Here is a 16,608-nt window from a genome sequence, read left to right on the forward strand (position 1 = left end):
GCTGCACCTATGATCGGTCGCCTGGTGGTGGTCGGTCTGGGATTGATCGGTGGTTCGTTTGCCAAAGGTTTGCGTGAAAGTGGTATCTGCCGCGAAGTGGTCGGGGTCGATCTCGATCCGCAATCACGCAAGCTGGCGGTCGAGTTGGGCGTGGTGGATCGTTGTGAGGACGACCTGATCGCTGCCTGTCAGGGCGCCGACGTGATTCAGTTGGCGGTGCCGATCCTGGCCATGGAAAAAGTGCTGGCCCGTCTGGCGAGCGTTGATCTGGGCCAGGCAATTCTGACCGATGTCGGCAGTGCCAAAGGCAATGTGGTGCGTGCGGCGACCGAGGCGTTCGGCGGCATGCCGGCGCGTTTCGTGCCGGGCCACCCGATCGCCGGTTCCGAGCAGAGCGGGGTGGAAGCTTCCAATGCCGAACTGTTCCGTCGTCACAAGGTGATCCTGACTCCGCTTGAGCAAACCGATCCCGTCGCGCTGGCGGTGGTCGATCGCTTGTGGCGCGAGTTGGGCGCCGATGTCGAGCACATGCAGGTCGAGCGTCACGATGAAGTGCTGGCTGCGACCAGTCATCTGCCGCACCTGTTGGCTTTCGGTCTGGTCGACTCGTTGGCCAAACGCAATGAAAACCTTGAGATCTTCCGTTACGCTGCGGGCGGTTTCCGCGATTTCACAAGAATCGCCGGAAGCGACCCGGTGATGTGGCACGACATCTTCCTCGCCAACCGCGAGGCTGTCCTGCGCACACTCGATACATTTCGCAGCGACCTCGACGCCTTGCGCGACGCGGTCGATGCAGGGGATGGGCACCAATTGTTGGGCGTCTTCACGCGCGCCCGGGTTGCCCGCGAGCATTTCAGTAAAATCCTGGCCCGCAGGGCCTATGTGGACGCTATGAATTCCAACGATCTGATTTTCCTGGCTCAACCTGGTGGCCGCCTGTCCGGTCGGATTCGCGTACCGGGTGACAAATCGATTTCCCATCGCTCGATCATGCTCGGCTCGCTGGCTGAAGGCGTGACCGAAGTCGAAGGTTTCCTTGAGGGCGAAGATGCCCTGGCAACCTTGCAGGCGTTCCGTGACATGGGCGTGGTCATTGAAGGCCCGCACCACGGTCGTGTGACCATTCACGGCGTCGGCCTGCATGGCCTGAAGCCTGCGCCGGGCCCGATCTATCTGGGCAACTCCGGTACCTCGATGCGTCTGCTGTCCGGCCTGTTGGCTGCGCAGAACTTCGACAGCACCCTGACGGGTGATGCTTCGCTGTCCAAGCGTCCGATGAATCGCGTGGCCAATCCGCTGCGTGAAATGGGCGCGGTGATCGAAACTGCTGCCGAAGGTCGTCCGCCGATGACCATTCGTGGCGGTCACAAGCTCAAAGGCCTGACTTACACCATGCCGATGGCCAGTGCGCAGGTGAAGTCCTGCCTGCTGCTGGCGGGTCTGTATGCTGAAGGCAAGACCACCGTGACCGAGCCGGCGCCGACCCGTGACCATACCGAGCGCATGCTGCGCGGCTTCGGCTACCCGGTGAGCGTCGATGGCGCCACGGCGTCGGTCGAGTCCGGCGGCAAGCTGACCGCGACCCACATCGAAGTACCGGGCGACATTTCGTCGTCGGCGTTCTTCCTGGTGGCGGCATCGATCGCTGAGGGCTCCGAGCTGGTGCTGGAACACGTCGGCATCAACCCTACTCGTACCGGTGTCATCGACATCCTGCGCCTGATGGGTGCGGACATCACGCTCGAGAACCAGCGTGAAGTCGGTGGCGAGCCAGTGGCTGACTTGCGCGTGCGGGCAGCTAAACTCAAAGGTATCGAGATTCCGGAAGCGCTGGTGCCACTGGCCATTGACGAATTCCCGGTGCTGTTCGTGGCAGCGGCCTGTGCCGAAGGGCGCACCGTGCTGACCGGCGCCGAAGAGCTGCGAGTCAAGGAGTCGGATCGCATTCAGGTGATGGCGGACGGCTTGCTGGCGCTGGGCGTCAAATGCCAGCCAACCCCGGACGGCATCATCATTGATGGCGGCCAGATCGGTGGTGGCGAAGTGCATGGTCATGGTGATCACCGTATCGCGATGGCCTTCAGCGTCGCCTCGCTGCGCGCCACGGCGCCGATCCGCATCCATGATTGTGCCAACGTCGCGACGTCGTTCCCGAACTTCCTTGCGCTGTGTGCGCAGGTCGGCATTCGTGTTGCTCAAGAGGCTCAGTCGTGAAAAACATCGCACCGGTCATCACCATCGATGGGCCAAGCGGTTCGGGCAAGGGCACGGTAGCCGGGATTCTGGCCAAGCGTCTGGGCTGGAACCTGCTGGATTCCGGTGCGCTGTATCGCCTGCTGGCGTTCGCTGCGCACAACCATGGTGTCGACCTGACCAATGAAGAGCTGCTGAAGAAGCTGGCTGCTCATCTGGATGTGCAGTTCATTGCAGCGACTGAAGGTCAGTTGCAGCGCATCATTCTTGAGGGTGATGAAGTCAGTGATGTCATCCGCACTGAAAGTATCGGCGCCGGCGCTTCCCAGGTGGCGGCATTGCCGGCAGTTCGCGAGGCGCTGCTGCAGCGCCAGCGGGCATTTCAGGAGGCTCCGGGGCTGGTGGCTGATGGTCGGGACATGGGCACGGTGGTGTTTCCCGATGCGCCGCTGAAGATTTTCCTGACGGCCAGTGCCGAGGAGCGGGCGCGTCGTCGATATTTGCAGTTGAAGGGCAAAGGCGAGGATGTTAGTCTGTCGAGTCTGCTAGATGAGATCCGTGCGCGCGACGAGCGTGACACCCAGCGAGCGGTAGCCCCGCTTAAGCCGGCGGCTGACGCCATACAGCTGGATTCCACGGAGTTGTCCATCGATCAGGTGCTTGCACGCATCATGAGCGAGATCGCCATTCGCGATATCGCCGGGTGACCAAGAAGGCTACAGGGGACCAGTCATAGTCCTGCAGCGCTTCTTTTATATGAAACTAACCCACACCGTCTGGGGTGTGGAGATGGGCGTATCCTTCGCCCTCATTTACAGGAATTAAAATGAGCGAAAGCTTTGCGGAACTCTTTGAAGAAAGCCTAAAAACCCTGAACCTTCAGGCAGGCTCCATCATCACCGGTGTTATCGTTGATATCGATTACCAAGCTCGCTGGGTAACCGTTCACGCTGGCCTGAAGTCTGAAGCACTCATCCCGCTTGAGCAGTTCTACAACGACGCTGGCGATCTGACTATCAATGTCGGTGACGAAGTTCACGTTGCTCTGGACTCGGTTGAAGACGGTTTCGGTGAAACCAAGCTGTCCCGTGAAAAAGCCAAGCGCGCTGAATGCTGGATCGTTCTGGAAGCAGCCTTCGCAGCTGAGGAAGTGGTCAAGGGCGTTATCAACGGTAAGGTTAAAGGCGGCTTCACTGTCGACGTTAACGGCATCCGTGCGTTCCTGCCAGGTTCCCTGGTTGACGTCCGTCCAGTGCGCGACACCACGCACCTGGAAGGCAAAGAGCTGGAATTCAAGGTCATCAAGCTGGACCAGAAGCGCAACAACGTTGTCGTTTCCCGTCGCAGCGTCCTGGAAGCCGAGAACTCCGCCGAGCGTGAAGCTCTGCTGGAATCCCTGCAGGAAGGCCAGCAAGTCAAAGGTATCGTCAAAAACCTCACCGATTACGGCGCATTCGTCGATCTGGGTGGCGTGGACGGCCTGCTGCACATCACCGACATGGCCTGGAAGCGCATCAAGCATCCTTCCGAGATCGTCAACGTTGGTGACGAAATCGACGTTAAGGTTCTGAAATACGATCGCGAACGCAACCGTGTTTCCCTGGGCCTGAAGCAACTGGGCGAAGATCCATGGGTTGCTATCAAAGCCCGTTACCCAGAAAGCACTCGCGTTACCGCTCGTGTAACCAACCTGACCGACTACGGCTGCTTCGCTGAGCTGGAAGAAGGCGTTGAAGGTCTGGTGCACGTGTCGGAAATGGACTGGACCAACAAGAACATCCATCCTTCGAAAGTCGTACAAGTCGGCGACGAAGTGGAAGTTATGGTTCTGGACATCGACGAAGAGCGTCGTCGTATCTCCCTGGGCATCAAGCAGTGCAAATCGAACCCATGGGAAGATTTCTCTGGCCAGTTCAACAAGGGCGATAAAATCTCCGGCACCATCAAGTCGATCACCGATTTCGGTATCTTCATTGGTCTGGACGGCGGCATCGACGGCCTGGTTCACCTGTCCGACATCTCCTGGAACGAAGTGGGCGAAGAAGCCGTACGTCGTTTCAAGAAGGGCGACGAACTGGACACCGTTATCCTGTCGGTTGACCCAGAGCGCGAGCGTATCTCTTTGGGTATCAAGCAACTGGAAAGCGATCCGTTCTCCGAGTACGTCTCGGTTAACGACAAGGGCGCAATCGTTACTGGCACCGTGAAAGAAGTTGACGCCAAAGGCGCCATCATCGTTCTGGCCGACGATATCGAAGCAACTCTGAAAGCCTCCGAAATCAGCCGTGACCGCGTTGAAGATGCGCGCAACGTTCTGAAAGAAGGCCAGCAAGTAGAAGCCAAGATCATCAGCGTTGATCGCAAGAGCCGCGTAATTCAGCTGTCGATCAAATCGAAAGACGATGCTGAAGAGAAAGAAGCTATCCAGAGCCTGAACTCTGTTCAGGAAGCTCCAGCCGATACCACCATGGCTGCTCTGCTGAAGCAAGCAATGGCCAAACAGAACTAAGTTCTGCTTGATCATGAAAAAGGGCGACTTCGGTCGCCCTTTTTTGTGCCTGCGATTTGGTGAGTTGTGATGCGGTCTGGGTGTATTGGGTCGCTGGTGAAACCAATCTGTTTGCCTGGTTGTCTGTTTCTTTAATCGGATCAATTGCCTGTTCGCGACTAAGCTAGGTGTTAGTCGTGTAGTGGTCGGGCTGTTGCCTGGCATAAGGAAGTGGATGAACAGATTTATTGTCTTCATGGCGGTGTTGGTGTCGGTGTTGGTGTTGGCTGGTTGCACCACAAGTGCCAAGACGCATGCGGTACGTGGGGTCAGTGGCATCGAGATCGATTGTTCCGGCCTGGGTTCGGGGTGGGAGAAATGTCAAAGGCGCGCAGCGAAAGAGTGCAAGGGGGCGGGTTACAAGGTGCTCACCCGGTCTGATGACGCAAAGGATGACGATGAGTTTCCATTTGGCTTCAACCCTGCAGGCTATGTAACCCGAACCATGCTGGTGATGTGTCGCTGACCGCGCGCTGATCCGGTTTGGTGTTTTTGTGTTCTGAAAACGGGCGTTTCGACGCCGAGGAAGATATGTCAATCCCTGGGCTGTTCAAAATCTTCCGGGCGTGCTAAAACCTTTCAAGCGCTGATCTAGCTGCTTGAAAAAGAAGGGAAAAATATGACGAAGTCGGAGTTGATCGAACGAATTGTCACCCATCAAGGGCTACTCTCATCCAAGGATGTGGAGCTGGCCATCAAGACCATGCTTGAACAAATGTCCCAATGTCTGGCCACCGGTGATCGCATCGAGATCCGCGGGTTTGGCAGCTTCTCCCTGCATTACCGTGCGCCGCGTGTCGGGCGCAATCCAAAGACTGGTCAGTCTGTCAGTCTGGACGGCAAATTCGTTCCGCATTTCAAGCCGGGCAAGGAATTGCGCGACCGGGTGAATGAGGAAGAGGAGGAGGGGGTTTGACAGTCGCTATCTCTCAAGGAGTCAATCATGCGTAACCTCAAGCGCATGCTTCTTGGCGTTTTCATTTTATTGTTGGTATTGGTGATTCTGGCGTTCGTGCTCGAGAATCAGCAATCCACCTCGTTGATGTTCCTCGGTTTGGCTGCGCCACAACTTCCAGTATCGTTGGTGGTGGTGTGCGCATTGCTCGTTGGCATGCTGATTGGTCCGATCCTTGGGTGGTTTCTGGGACGTTCGTCCAGAGCTGCACGAAAGCGCCTTGTCTGAGTTTGATGGTTGCAGCGCGCCTATCAAATTTGGGTCGTCGCTTGTCCATATCCATTAGTAAAACGTTCATTAAGCTGTAAAATGCAACCCTTGTTCGATAGTGGTCTATTTCCACGTCGATTCAGACTGACTCTGACGGAAGCCCTGAGGTTGGTGGTTTCCGCATTCATGGATTAGACAGCGCTCTTATATGGCCTGTCCGCAGCTCAAGGGTATGCTTTCGCGTGAAAATTCTAGTTACCGGCGGCGCCGGGTTCATCGGCTCGGCAGTCATCCGTCACATCATCTCCAACACCACCGACTCTGTCGTTAACGTTGATAAGCTGACCTACGCCGGTAACCTGGAGTCTTTGGCTGAAGTCAGTCATGACTCGCGATACGCTTTTGAGCGTGTTGATATTTGTGATCGTGATCAGATTGATCGTGTTCTGCGTGAGCATCAACCCGATGCGATTATGCATCTGGCCGCAGAATCTCATGTCGATCGCTCTATTTCCGGGCCTTCCGAGTTCATCCAGACCAACATCATCGGCACTTACACATTGCTTGAAGCGGCTCGCCATTATTGGGCCGCACTGGATGATGCGCGTAAAGCCAGCTTCCGTTTCCATCACATTTCGACTGATGAAGTTTATGGTGATCTGGAAGGTCCGGAAGATCTGTTCACTGAAACTACACCTTATCAGCCGAGCTCCCCGTACTCGGCCAGCAAGGCCAGTTCCGATCACCTGGTTCGCGCATGGGCTCGCACCTACGGCTTGCCGACACTGGTGACAAACTGCTCGAACAATTACGGCCCTTGCCACTTTCCCGAGAAGTTGATCCCGTTGATCATTCTCAATGCATTGGAAGGCAAGCCATTGCCGGTCTATGGCAAAGGCAATCAGGTTCGCGACTGGTTGTATGTCGAAGACCATGCGCGTGCGCTGTACAAGGTTGTAACTGAAGGTGTCATTGGCGAGACCTACAATATTGGTGGTCACAACGAGAAGCAGAACATTGAGGTTGTCCATACTCTTTGCGCGCTGCTTGATGAGCTTCGTCCTGATTCCGCGCATCGTCCGCACGCAAGTCTGATTGCTTATGTGCAGGATCGCCCTGGCCATGACCAGCGCTACGCGATCGATGCAAGCAAGATTCAACGTGAGCTTGGCTGGACGCCGGAAGAAACCTTCGAAACCGGTATTCGCAAGACTGTCGAGTGGTATTTGCAGAACACTGAGTGGGTTGCTCACGTGAAGAGCGGCAGCTACCAGCAGTGGATCGATCAAAACTACGCAGACCGTTCAAAAAAAGCATGAAAATCCTTCTACTTGGAAAAAACGGCCAGGTAGGCTGGGAGCTGCAACGCTCCCTGGCTCCTCTGGGCGAACTGGTTGCTCTGGATCGTCACCCGGTTGGCGGTCTGACTGGTGATCTGTCTGACCTTGACGCGCTGCGTAATACGATTCGTCAGGTCAAGCCCGACATCATTGTCAATGCGGCGGCTTACACTGCCGTTGATAAGGCCGAATCCGAAATCGAGTTGGCTGATCGCGTGAATGCTCTCGCCACGGAGGTTATGGCGCAGGAAGCTGCGTCTTTGAACGCGTGGCTGGTTCACTATTCAACCGACTATGTGTTCAGTGGTGAGGGCTTGGCTGCGTGGCGGGAGACCGACGCGGTATCGCCGGTCAATCACTATGGCGCCAGCAAGCTGGCAGGCGAACAGGCGATAGTCGACTCGGGTTGCAAGCACCTGATTTTCCGTACAAGTTGGGTCTATGCAGCGCGTGGCAATAATTTCGCCAAGACCATGCTGCGTCTGGCCAAGGATCGCGAGACGCTTGGCGTCATCGCCGATCAGATCGGCGCTCCAACAGGTGCTGACCTGATTGCTGACGTGACAGCATTGGCTATTCAGCGGGTTCTGCTCCGCCCTGAGTTGGCAGGCCTCTATCATTTGGCCGCTGCCGGCGAAATCTCCTGGCACGGATATGCCTGTCATGTGATTGACCTTGCCAAGGCTAACGGTGAGGAGCTTGCCGTCAAGGCAATCAATCCGATAGATACCACCGCCTACCCGACTCCTGCGCGCCGCCCTCTGAATTCCCGACTTGATACTCAGAAACTGCGCGACAACTTTTCTCTACACTTGCCGGATTGGCAAAGTGGTGTAACCCGAATGATTATGGAAGTTCTGAATAAATGATCACGACAAATCGTAAAGGCATCATTCTCGCCGGCGGTTCCGGCACACGCCTGCATCCACTGACGCTCGGCGTTTCCAAGCAGATGCTGCCCATCTACGACAAGCCGATGATCTTTTATCCTTTGTCGGTGCTGATGCTGGCTGGCATGCGTGAAATTCTGATCATTTCCACGCCCGATGATTTGCCAAGCTTCCGCAAGTTGCTGGGAGACGGAAGTCTGTACGGTATCAAGCTGACCTATGCGGAGCAGCCAAGCCCGGATGGTCTTGCTCAGGCGTTCATCATTGGTGAAGAGTTCATCGGTGATGATCCTTGCTGCCTGATTCTGGGCGACAATATTTTTCATGGTCAGCATTTCTCCGACAACCTGCGCTCAGCCTGCTCTCAGCAGGAGGGGGCCACGGTGTTCGGATATCATGTTTCTGATCCTGAGCGCTTCGGTGTCGTGGAGTTTGATGCGCAAGGTCGGGCGCTGAGCATTGAAGAGAAGCCGGCAAAGCCCAAATCGAGCTATGCCGTTACCGGTTTGTATTTCTATGACAACAAGGTTGTCGAGATTGCCAAGGGAATCAAGCCTTCTCCGCGTGGTGAGCTTGAAATCACCGATGTAAATCGCGCCTATTTGAGCCAGGACTCCTTGAAAGTGGAGCTTCTTGGTCGCGGTTTCGCATGGTTGGATACAGGGACTCACGAATCGCTTCTTGAGGCCAGTCACTTTGTGCATACGATCGAACATCGGCAAGGTTTCAAGGTCGCATGCCTGGAAGAAATCGCCTACAACAATGGCTGGATTGATGCTGCACAACTCGCACAACAGGCAGAGCGCTTGAAGAAAACCGGTTACGGGCAATATCTGCAGCAACTGTTGGAGACAGGTCATATCTGAATTTGCTCGGGAAGATTCAGTGCGCCCTTCTTTAGGGGTAATTCAGGGCTGGTATAGCGGTGAGACCCATTAAAGTTGCAATTTTGCTTGCTGCGTACAATGGCATGGCATGGATCGAAGAGCAGGTCGCTTCGATTCTTTGCCAGCAAGGGGTGGAGCTCAACCTCTTTATCAGTATCGACCCCTCAACGGATGGTACTGAAGCCTGGTGTGCAGATCTTGCCGCCCGACATGATTGTGTGACGGTGCTGCCTGCCGGTGATCGGTATGGCGGCGCTGCATGTAACTTCTATCGCTTGGTTCGTGATGTCGATCTGACTTCGTTTGATTTCGTCGGGTTTTCCGATCAGGACGATATTTGGCTTCCTGAAAAACTGAAGCGCGCCACCGATATTCTTGCAACCGGCGAATACTCCGCTTATTCGAGCAATGTCACGGCCTTTTGGTCGGATGGGCGAACTGTTGTTTTGAACAAGGCGCAGCCTCAGGTTGCCTGGGATCATATATTCGAGGCGGCAGGTCCAGGTTGTACCTATGTATTCAGTCGCGCATTGGCGCAACACCTGAAGCAATCAATGCTGGCCAACTGGCACTCGCTGCAGGGTGTCACTTTGCATGACTGGTTCTGTTACGCCTTTGCGCGCAGCCATGGATATCGCTGGTTCATAGATCCTTTGCCTTCTATGCGATATCGGCAGCACGAGCACAATCAGGTGGGCGCGAATACCGGAATTTCCAATCTGATTGCTCGATACAAAACGATCCATGATGGTTGGTGGTTTGATCAGGTGCGATTGATTGTGCGGTTGGTGGGGTTGGATTCGGATCCTTTTGTTCGGCGCTGGTCGAAGCTGGGGCGTTGGCAGTTACTCAAACTATCACTGAGTGCTGCAAGTTGCCGGCGACGATTGCGTGACAAAGTGTTGTTTTTCTTTACCTGTTGGTTAACTTCTCTGTTAGGAGGGAAGGCAAGATGACTTCCCGAAGAGTATTAGTTACAGGTGCTACCGGCTTTGTCGGTGAGGCGGTCGTTCTCCGATTATTGCTTGATCAAGTGCTGACCCCGGTAGCTGTCGTCAGAAGGGCATCGTGTTTGTCGGGATTGTGCCCCGCGGTAATGTTCGATCTTGCCAGTTCGAATGAGCTGCCCGAGTTCGAGAATATAGATGCGGTGATTCACGCGGCCGCGCGCGTGCATGTCATGAAAGAGGCAGCACCAGATGCGCTCGCAGCCTTTAGAAAAGTAAACGTCGACGGTACTGTGAAGTTGGCGCGAAAAGCGGCGCAATCAGGGGTCAGGCGCTTCATATTTATCAGTTCGATCAAGGTTAACGGTGAGGTGACGCTGCCAGGTCATCCGTTCAAGGCCGATGACATCCCGGCGCCTCTTGATGCGTACGGCATTTCAAAGCTCGAGGCGGAAGAGGCGCTGAAAAGTATCGGTAAAGAGACCGGGATGGAGGTTGTCATTATCAGGCCTCCGCTTGTCTATGGGCCGGGTGTAAAGGCGAATTTCTACCGGATGATGAGCGTGCTGACGAGGCGGTTGCCGTTGCCGATGGGCGCAATCAATAATCGTAGAAGTATGGTGGGTATCAGTAATCTGGTGGATCTGATTGTCACCTGTGTTGATCACGTTGGTGCAAGGAATCAGACCTTCCTGGTCAGCGATGGCAGAGATTTGTCCACTAGCGAATTGTTGCGTTGCCTGCGAGAGACAATCGGTGGCAAGGCGTTGCTGATACCTTTTCCCGAAGTGGTGCTCAGGGCGGTCTTGAGATTGTGTGGAATGCACTCTGTCATACAGCGAGTTTGTGGTTCTTTGCAGGTTGACATTACGGCAACAAAGGCGGCTCTCGGTTGGTCTGCGCCTTATTCTCCAGAGGTGGAGTTGAAGAAAACTGCACTAAAGTTTCTCGAGAGCCAACAATAAATTATTGTTGCTCTGGAACTTTTGAAGTGCGGTTGGAATGTTGTTAGGTTGCAGATATTAACAATAATTGCTGGGGCTGTATCTTTTTTTTGTTCTGATGTATAATGGGGGGTATTTTTATATTTGTTTTTGTACTTGAGGGTAGTGGATCCCGTTGAGTTTTGAGTCGAAATATCTCCTCTTGGGGTGCATTACCAATCTTACTTAAAGGATTAATGTGGTGGAGTTAAAGTGGAGTGGTTTTTGGAAGTTGTCATGAAAGTGCTGTTTTGCACATGGCTAACTAATCATTCGCTTTTCTCTAATCAATGAGATGGATTTAAAATGAAGTTTGGTCAAGTGGATGGTTCTGTGATTTTTATGAGCGGTGTAGCAGAACATTTTGGGTCTTGCGAGTCGATCATTGTGGGAATTAACGTTAGGCAGTTACGCATCGTTTCAGATGGTGCAGGAAATCTCCCGAGCGATGCTGAGGTGTGCTGGTAATGGAAAAGTTTTCAATTTCGCCCCTGAATATGGTCAGTAGTTTCTGGAAAAATCGCGGACTTATCAAGGCTTTGGTCAAACGCGAAATTGTTGGGCGTTATCGCGGCTCCATGATGGGTATTCTGTGGTCATTCCTGATCCCAGTATTTATGTTGAGTGTGTATACACTCGTGTTCAGTGTTATTTTCAAGGCGCGCTGGGGCGGAGGAGGTGACTCTAAAGTCGAGTTCGCCCTTGTGCTGTTTGCCGGTCTGCTGGTTTATAACTTTTTTGCTGAATGTATCAATAAATCACCGTTATTGATTACAAGTAATATAAATTATGTAAAGAAAGTGATTTTTCCTCTTGAGATTCTGCCTTGGGTCAGTATGGGGGCGGCTCTATTTCATGCGCTGATCAGTTTGAGTGTCTGGATTGCAGCGTATGCCTTGCTTTTTGGTATTCCTCATTTGACCGTATTTCTTATTCCTTTGGTTTTTTTACCTCTTATATTGTTTGTGATGGGGTTTTCCTGGCTACTCGCAGCGTCCGGGGTTTTTCTGCGTGATATATCGCAACTGATCGGCATTATTACAACGACGCTGATGTTTTTGTCGCCGATCTTCTATCCGGCAACAGCCATTCCTGAAGAATTCCGCAGCCTGCTTTTCATGAACCCTCTGACCCCAGTAATTGAGTTGGCGCGAGGCGTACTATTTTTTGGGCAAGGTATTGATTGGGGACTCTACTCAATCTGCATGGCGGTCTCCGTCGTCGTATGCTGGTTGGGTTTCGCCTGGTTCCAAAAAACAAGAAAGGGGTTTGCCGATGTCCTCTGATATCTCGATCAAAGTTGAGAACCTGAGCAAGTGTTATCACATCTACGACAAGCCCAGCGACCGCTTGCTACAAATGCTTTCTCCAGTGAGAAAGCAGTACTACAAAGAATTTTGGGCGCTTCGCGATCTTTCGTTTGAGGTCAAGCGAGGAGAATCGATTGGCATTCTCGGCCGAAACGGTTCGGGCAAATCAACGCTTTTGCAAATGATCTGCGGCACGCTGAACCCGACCACCGGCAGCGTGCAGACATTTGGCAGGATTGCTGCGTTGCTTGAACTTGGCTCGGGGTTCAATCCAGATTTTACCGGTCGTGAGAATATTTTTCTGAATGGCACGATCCTCGGCCTGACCCAGAAAGAAATCGAAGACCGTTTTGACGCCATCGCTGCTTTCGCAGATATCGGTGATCACCTTAACCAGCCGGTTAAAACATATTCGAGCGGGATGCTGGTTCGTTTGGCGTTTGCCGTACAGGTCCAGGTGACTCCGGACATCCTAATCGTTGACGAGGCGCTCGCAGTTGGCGATGCGCTGTTTCAAAAGCGCTGCTTTCAGCAGATTGAAAAGCTGATTTCTGATGGCACCACGCTACTTTTTGTTTCCCACGATCAGGAAAGCGTTCGCACCCTGACTCACCGAGCTTTGCTTCTTCACAAAGGTGTGAGGAAGATGTGGGGTAAATCATCTGACGTCGTTCTGGAGTATCGTCGGATGCTTCATGAGGATGAACGCCAGAGCTTTCTTGAGTACGGTGCAAAGCTGACGGCCAATGCGGCAGCCACTACAGCGGCTGTTAAAGAGGCCAAGGTCAAAGGCGTTGAACTTCCGGAGAAACATAACAAGATCAAGTCTTTTGGTGATCTGGAAGCTGAAATTCTGGGTGTGAAAATCCTCGATTCCAAAGGTGTTGAGGTCTCGCATTTTTATATTGGCGAGCGCCTCACGATCAAGGTCTCGCTGCGGGCGAACGTTGATCTGAATAATGTCAACGTTGCATTTCGTATTCGAAACAAGGAAGGCGTCAAGATTACTTCATGGGGCACATTGAATCATGATATGCGTGCATCACTGAAGAATGCTGATGAGTCCGAAATTATTTGGTTGAAGAACTTCAGCGCAGGTACGGAGTTTGCGGTGGAGTTTAATGCTGCCTGCACGCTTGGTGCAAACCTCTACGAGGTGCAGGCGACGGTGACTCGTGAGCATGATATGTATTATGGGTCGCAGCAGATATTGCATTGGATGGACGAAGCTGCCTTCTTTACTGTGGCAATCAAACAGCAAGAGCATGTTGTTGGCGGAATTTGCGATTTGGGTTTTGAACAAAAACTTATAGAGCATTCAGCATGAAAGTTGCCATCTTCAATGACACCAGCAGCTATCACCATATAGGTTGCCTTGCCGTGTCGGATGCTCACGACAGAATGCTCTCGGAAGTGGGGGCAGTCGTCGAATATCGACACTTCGTCAATGAGTTTCATGATTTGTGGCAGGGTGACGAAAAATCGACCCGTGATTTTCTTGCAAATAGTGCCCTGGCAGCAGAAATTTCTGCAGTGGATGCTGTGGTGGTCAATGGTGAAGGCACGATCCATCACGGATCAGGCCTTCATTTGCTTGCCATCCTCGCCTATGCTCAAGAGTTGGGCAAGCGCACTGTTTTGGTGAATGCGGTCTTGCAGGATGTACCTGTTTATCTCGATGTCCTGGCAAAGCTTGATGACTTGACCGTCAGAGAGGTGAACTCATTCAGATACCTGTCTAGCCTGGGTATTGACTCGCGAATTGTATCCGATTCGATTGTTGGAGCACGGTTCAACCCAGGTGTTGACGAAAACTATCGTGACAAGGTCATTATCACCGACTGTCATTTGTCTCGAGAGGATGTAAGGCAGGTTCTGGAAAGAGCCAACGTCGAATTTTCTGCTGATTGTGTTTACTTTCCGCTTGAATATGAAAACAGTGTAAATGACTGGCGGGATACTTTAAGAAAGTTTCGCGCAGCGAAGCTTGTTATTACAGGTCGCCACCACGCCGTCTATCTGGCTTTACTCGCGAACACTCCATTTGTTGCCCTGCCTTCCAATACCTGGAAGATTGAGGGGACGCTGGAGCAGTTGGGCGGGTTGTTCGCGATGTGGACGGGAGAAGATATCGTCGACATGGCTCATCGTGCCATAGCGAATCCCGAGGCATACAAATCCGTATTCGCTCACAAACTGCTTGCCAATCCATTGAGCACTTTTGCGAACCTGCGTGACAGTGGCGTTCCTAAGTCTCTGCTGGATATCGAAGCCTATAAGGAATTGGCAACGAAGTATTTTTCGCCTCTGTCAGACGTTCTGTTTCTAGGTTCGAATGCAAGTCTGCGTTTGTTTAAAAACCACTCGATTGCACGAAACTTCGTATTCAGTGAGATCCCTCTCTCAGTATTGACCGGTGGCGCCATTGATGCAGTTGCTCTAAAAGGCGTTGTTCCCGAATCAAGTCGTGACATCGATACGATCGTTTGCATCGATGCTGTTGTGGATTCGGCAGGACTTGCGCTACTCACTACTCTTGCAGCGGAGAAGCTACGGCCTGGAGGTCGTCTTCTGGTTCGGTGTTCGAACGATTCGTGTGCTGACGGGGATATTTCCCCCGAGAATAAATCAGCTCTTGAGGCCAAGGGGCTGCTTTTTGAATCAAGTCTGAGCATTGCTGCACTTCAGGCGCAGACAGCTGAGAGTAACTGGATTCTCTCGTTTTTCAGAAGTCCCCTCGTAAAATATTCTGCGCCGTATGAAGAAAGAAATCTGCCGGAATTTAATGGCAAGACTCACCTCGTTGATTTTGCTCGATATTACGAAAATCCATGGATTGTCCATTCCGTAGTGGAAATTCCGTGGAGGATAAAGAGTGCTGAACAACTGTTCAAATTGTCCGAACAGATACTCTCACGTTCCAGTGATGCCAGCGCAGACCAAGGTGCGGCATTGGCCATCCTCGGGTGGCGATACTTCGAGGCGGATTCGGCGGTAGACTTGTTGGGCTGGGGTGACGCGGTTGATTTGTATCTGAAAAATGATCGGTCGGATAATCCGCATGTTCGCAGATGGTGTGTTTCGTTAAATTATCTTCAGGCTCGATTTTGCCACCGTGCCAATTTGCAACAGCGAGCGCTGCAGTATTACAAAAGTGTTGTGAATAGCGAGATCTTCAGTATCACGCCGACACTTGGAACAAAGCAGGTCAGTGCGGCCTATCATGCCGGTATGATTCACTGGAATGCGAGTGAGCGTGAACAAGCGATCAGCATGTGGAAGCAGGGAGTCAAGCTCGCATTTGAGTGTTTGAGCTCTGATATGTTGGAGTTTGTTGGAAATATCGATCAACCTTTCATGTTCTCGTTGAATGATTCCGTGGAAATCATCGACGGTGCCGTTCAGTGTGCCTCGGCACTGAATATCGCATCGAAGTCCTCTGTGGCTTCTGAATGTTTTATTTTGTCGGCATTGGACGAAGTTGCGCGAAATGCATTGCGTAGTGCTTTCAATAGAGTTTCGCTGGAGTTGCAAGAATGCAGCGCTGAAAAGGTCTCTCTCCACGCTCGCCTTAATGAAACGTTGACGGCCAAGAAGTACGCTGAGGATCTGGCGTTCGGACGCCTGGATGAGATAAACAGCCTTTGTTCCGAAATTCAAAAGGTTCAGGATCAGTTAAAACTGACGGAAGACGCCAAGGGCTACGCAGAATCGTTGGCGATTTCCCGCTTGGCTCAGCTGGATGCATTAAACGCCAACGTTAGCTCAATGGACAGAATTCACTTCCTTTGCACGGTAAATGATGATCTGAGAGAACAGTTGAGTCTGACTGAGAGCGCAAAGGATGAATCTGACGCTCTGGCCATTTCCCGCTTGAGCGAGCTTGATGCACTCAATGTAAAAAGCATAGAGCAGTCCAAAAAGTTTGGTGCAGAGCTTCGTTCACTGACAGAACAGTTGCAAGCGACAGAAGACGCCAAGGCTTTTGCGGAGAAATTGGCCATTGCTCGATTGGATGAACTCAATGCACTCAAAGAGAATACTGAAAAGCAGGATGAGATTGTTGGGCTCTATGCAGAGAATCAAGCTTTAAGGGAAAGGCTACAACTGACAGAAGACGCCAAGGCTTTTGCGGAGGAATTGGCCATTTCTCGATTGGATGAACTCAATGCATTCAAAGAGAATACTGAAAAGCAGGATGAGATTGTTGGGCTCCATGCAGAGAATCAAGCTTTAAGGGAAAGGCTACAACTTACAGAAGACGCCAAGACTTTTGCGGAGGAATTGGCAATTTCTCGTTTGGCTGAGCTCGATGCTATTAAAAAAAGTGAAGGGAATTGAT

14 protein-coding genes are annotated in these 16,608 nt (G+C 52.5%); all 14 read left to right on the forward strand.

All coding sequences use genetic code 11. From position 1 onward, the window contains the following. Nucleotides 1-9: 9 nt before the first annotated feature. The 14 genes from U862_RS0126060 to U862_RS0126125 all read left to right on the forward strand — a co-directional run bounded on the left by U862_RS0126060 (nt 10) and on the right by U862_RS0126125 (nt 16,607). Nucleotides 10-2,217: a bifunctional prephenate dehydrogenase/3-phosphoshikimate 1-carboxyvinyltransferase gene (locus U862_RS0126060; protein WP_025113088.1), complete on the forward strand. Its 2,208-nt coding sequence runs from the start codon at nt 10-12 to the stop codon at nt 2,215-2,217. Further along, nucleotides 2,214-2,903 carry a (d)CMP kinase gene (gene cmk / locus U862_RS0126065; RefSeq protein WP_025113089.1) on the forward strand — a complete coding sequence of 230 codons (690 nt, stop codon included), beginning with the start codon at nt 2,214-2,216 and terminating at the stop codon, nt 2,901-2,903. Before U862_RS0126060 ends, cmk begins: the two co-directional genes overlap by 4 nt. A 119-nt stretch (nt 2,904-3,022) precedes the next feature. Beyond that, nucleotides 3,023-4,705 carry a 30S ribosomal protein S1 gene (gene rpsA, locus U862_RS0126070; RefSeq protein WP_025113090.1) on the forward strand — a complete coding sequence of 561 codons (1,683 nt, stop codon included), beginning with the start codon at nt 3,023-3,025 and terminating at the stop codon, nt 4,703-4,705. 214 nt (nt 4,706-4,919) lie between these two features. Next, entirely contained in the window at nt 4,920-5,210 is a 291-nt protein-coding gene (locus tag U862_RS0126075) for a hypothetical protein (RefSeq protein ID WP_025113091.1), read from the forward strand. Between the two features lie 153 nt (nt 5,211-5,363). Beyond that, a complete protein-coding gene (ihfB, locus tag U862_RS0126080; protein WP_003189779.1) occupies nt 5,364-5,660 on the forward strand; it encodes an integration host factor subunit beta in 297 nt (98 codons plus the stop codon). Nucleotides 5,661-5,687: 27 nt separating this feature from the next. After that, the gene (locus U862_RS0126085; protein ID WP_025113092.1) at nt 5,688-5,927 is read left to right on the forward strand and encodes a LapA family protein; all 240 of its coding nucleotides are present in this window, start codon (nt 5,688-5,690) and stop codon (nt 5,925-5,927) included. A gap of 224 nt (nt 5,928-6,151) precedes the next feature. After that, the gene (gene rfbB / locus U862_RS0126090; protein WP_025113093.1) at nt 6,152-7,228 is read left to right on the forward strand and encodes a dTDP-glucose 4,6-dehydratase; all 1,077 of its coding nucleotides are present in this window, start codon (nt 6,152-6,154) and stop codon (nt 7,226-7,228) included. Then, a complete protein-coding gene (rfbD, locus tag U862_RS0126095; protein WP_025113094.1) occupies nt 7,225-8,118 on the forward strand; it encodes a dTDP-4-dehydrorhamnose reductase in 894 nt (297 codons plus the stop codon). The genes rfbB and rfbD overlap by 4 nt, the downstream gene beginning before the upstream one ends. Beyond that, entirely contained in the window at nt 8,115-9,005 is an 891-nt protein-coding gene (gene rfbA, locus U862_RS0126100; RefSeq protein WP_025113095.1) for a glucose-1-phosphate thymidylyltransferase RfbA, read from the forward strand. The genes rfbD and rfbA overlap by 4 nt, the downstream gene beginning before the upstream one ends. Before the next feature lie 53 nt (nt 9,006-9,058). Beyond that, on the forward strand, nt 9,059-9,982 hold the full coding sequence (locus U862_RS0126105) for a glycosyltransferase (RefSeq protein ID WP_025113096.1): 924 nt from the start codon (nt 9,059-9,061) through the stop codon (nt 9,980-9,982). After that, nucleotides 9,979-10,938, forward strand: coding sequence for an SDR family oxidoreductase (locus U862_RS0126110; protein WP_025113097.1), 960 nt, complete (start codon nt 9,979-9,981; stop codon nt 10,936-10,938). Before U862_RS0126105 ends, U862_RS0126110 begins: the two co-directional genes overlap by 4 nt. A gap of 485 nt (nt 10,939-11,423) precedes the next feature. Next, entirely contained in the window at nt 11,424-12,242 is an 819-nt protein-coding gene (locus tag U862_RS0126115) for an ABC transporter permease (RefSeq protein ID WP_025113098.1), read from the forward strand. Further along, nucleotides 12,232-13,593 (forward strand): ABC transporter ATP-binding protein, encoded by a 1,362-nt coding sequence (locus U862_RS0126120; protein WP_025113099.1) that lies wholly within the window; start codon nt 12,232-12,234, stop codon nt 13,591-13,593. The genes U862_RS0126115 and U862_RS0126120 overlap by 11 nt, the downstream gene beginning before the upstream one ends. After that, complete coding sequence (locus U862_RS0126125; RefSeq protein ID WP_025113100.1) at nt 13,590-16,607, forward strand: polysaccharide pyruvyl transferase family protein; 3,018 nt, start codon at nt 13,590-13,592, stop codon at nt 16,605-16,607. Before U862_RS0126120 ends, U862_RS0126125 begins: the two co-directional genes overlap by 4 nt. Nucleotide 16,608 lies beyond the last annotated feature (1 nt).

It is taken from the genome of Pseudomonas sp. H1h (assembly GCF_000633255.1).
Lineage (GTDB): Bacteria > Pseudomonadota > Gammaproteobacteria > Pseudomonadales > Pseudomonadaceae > Aquipseudomonas.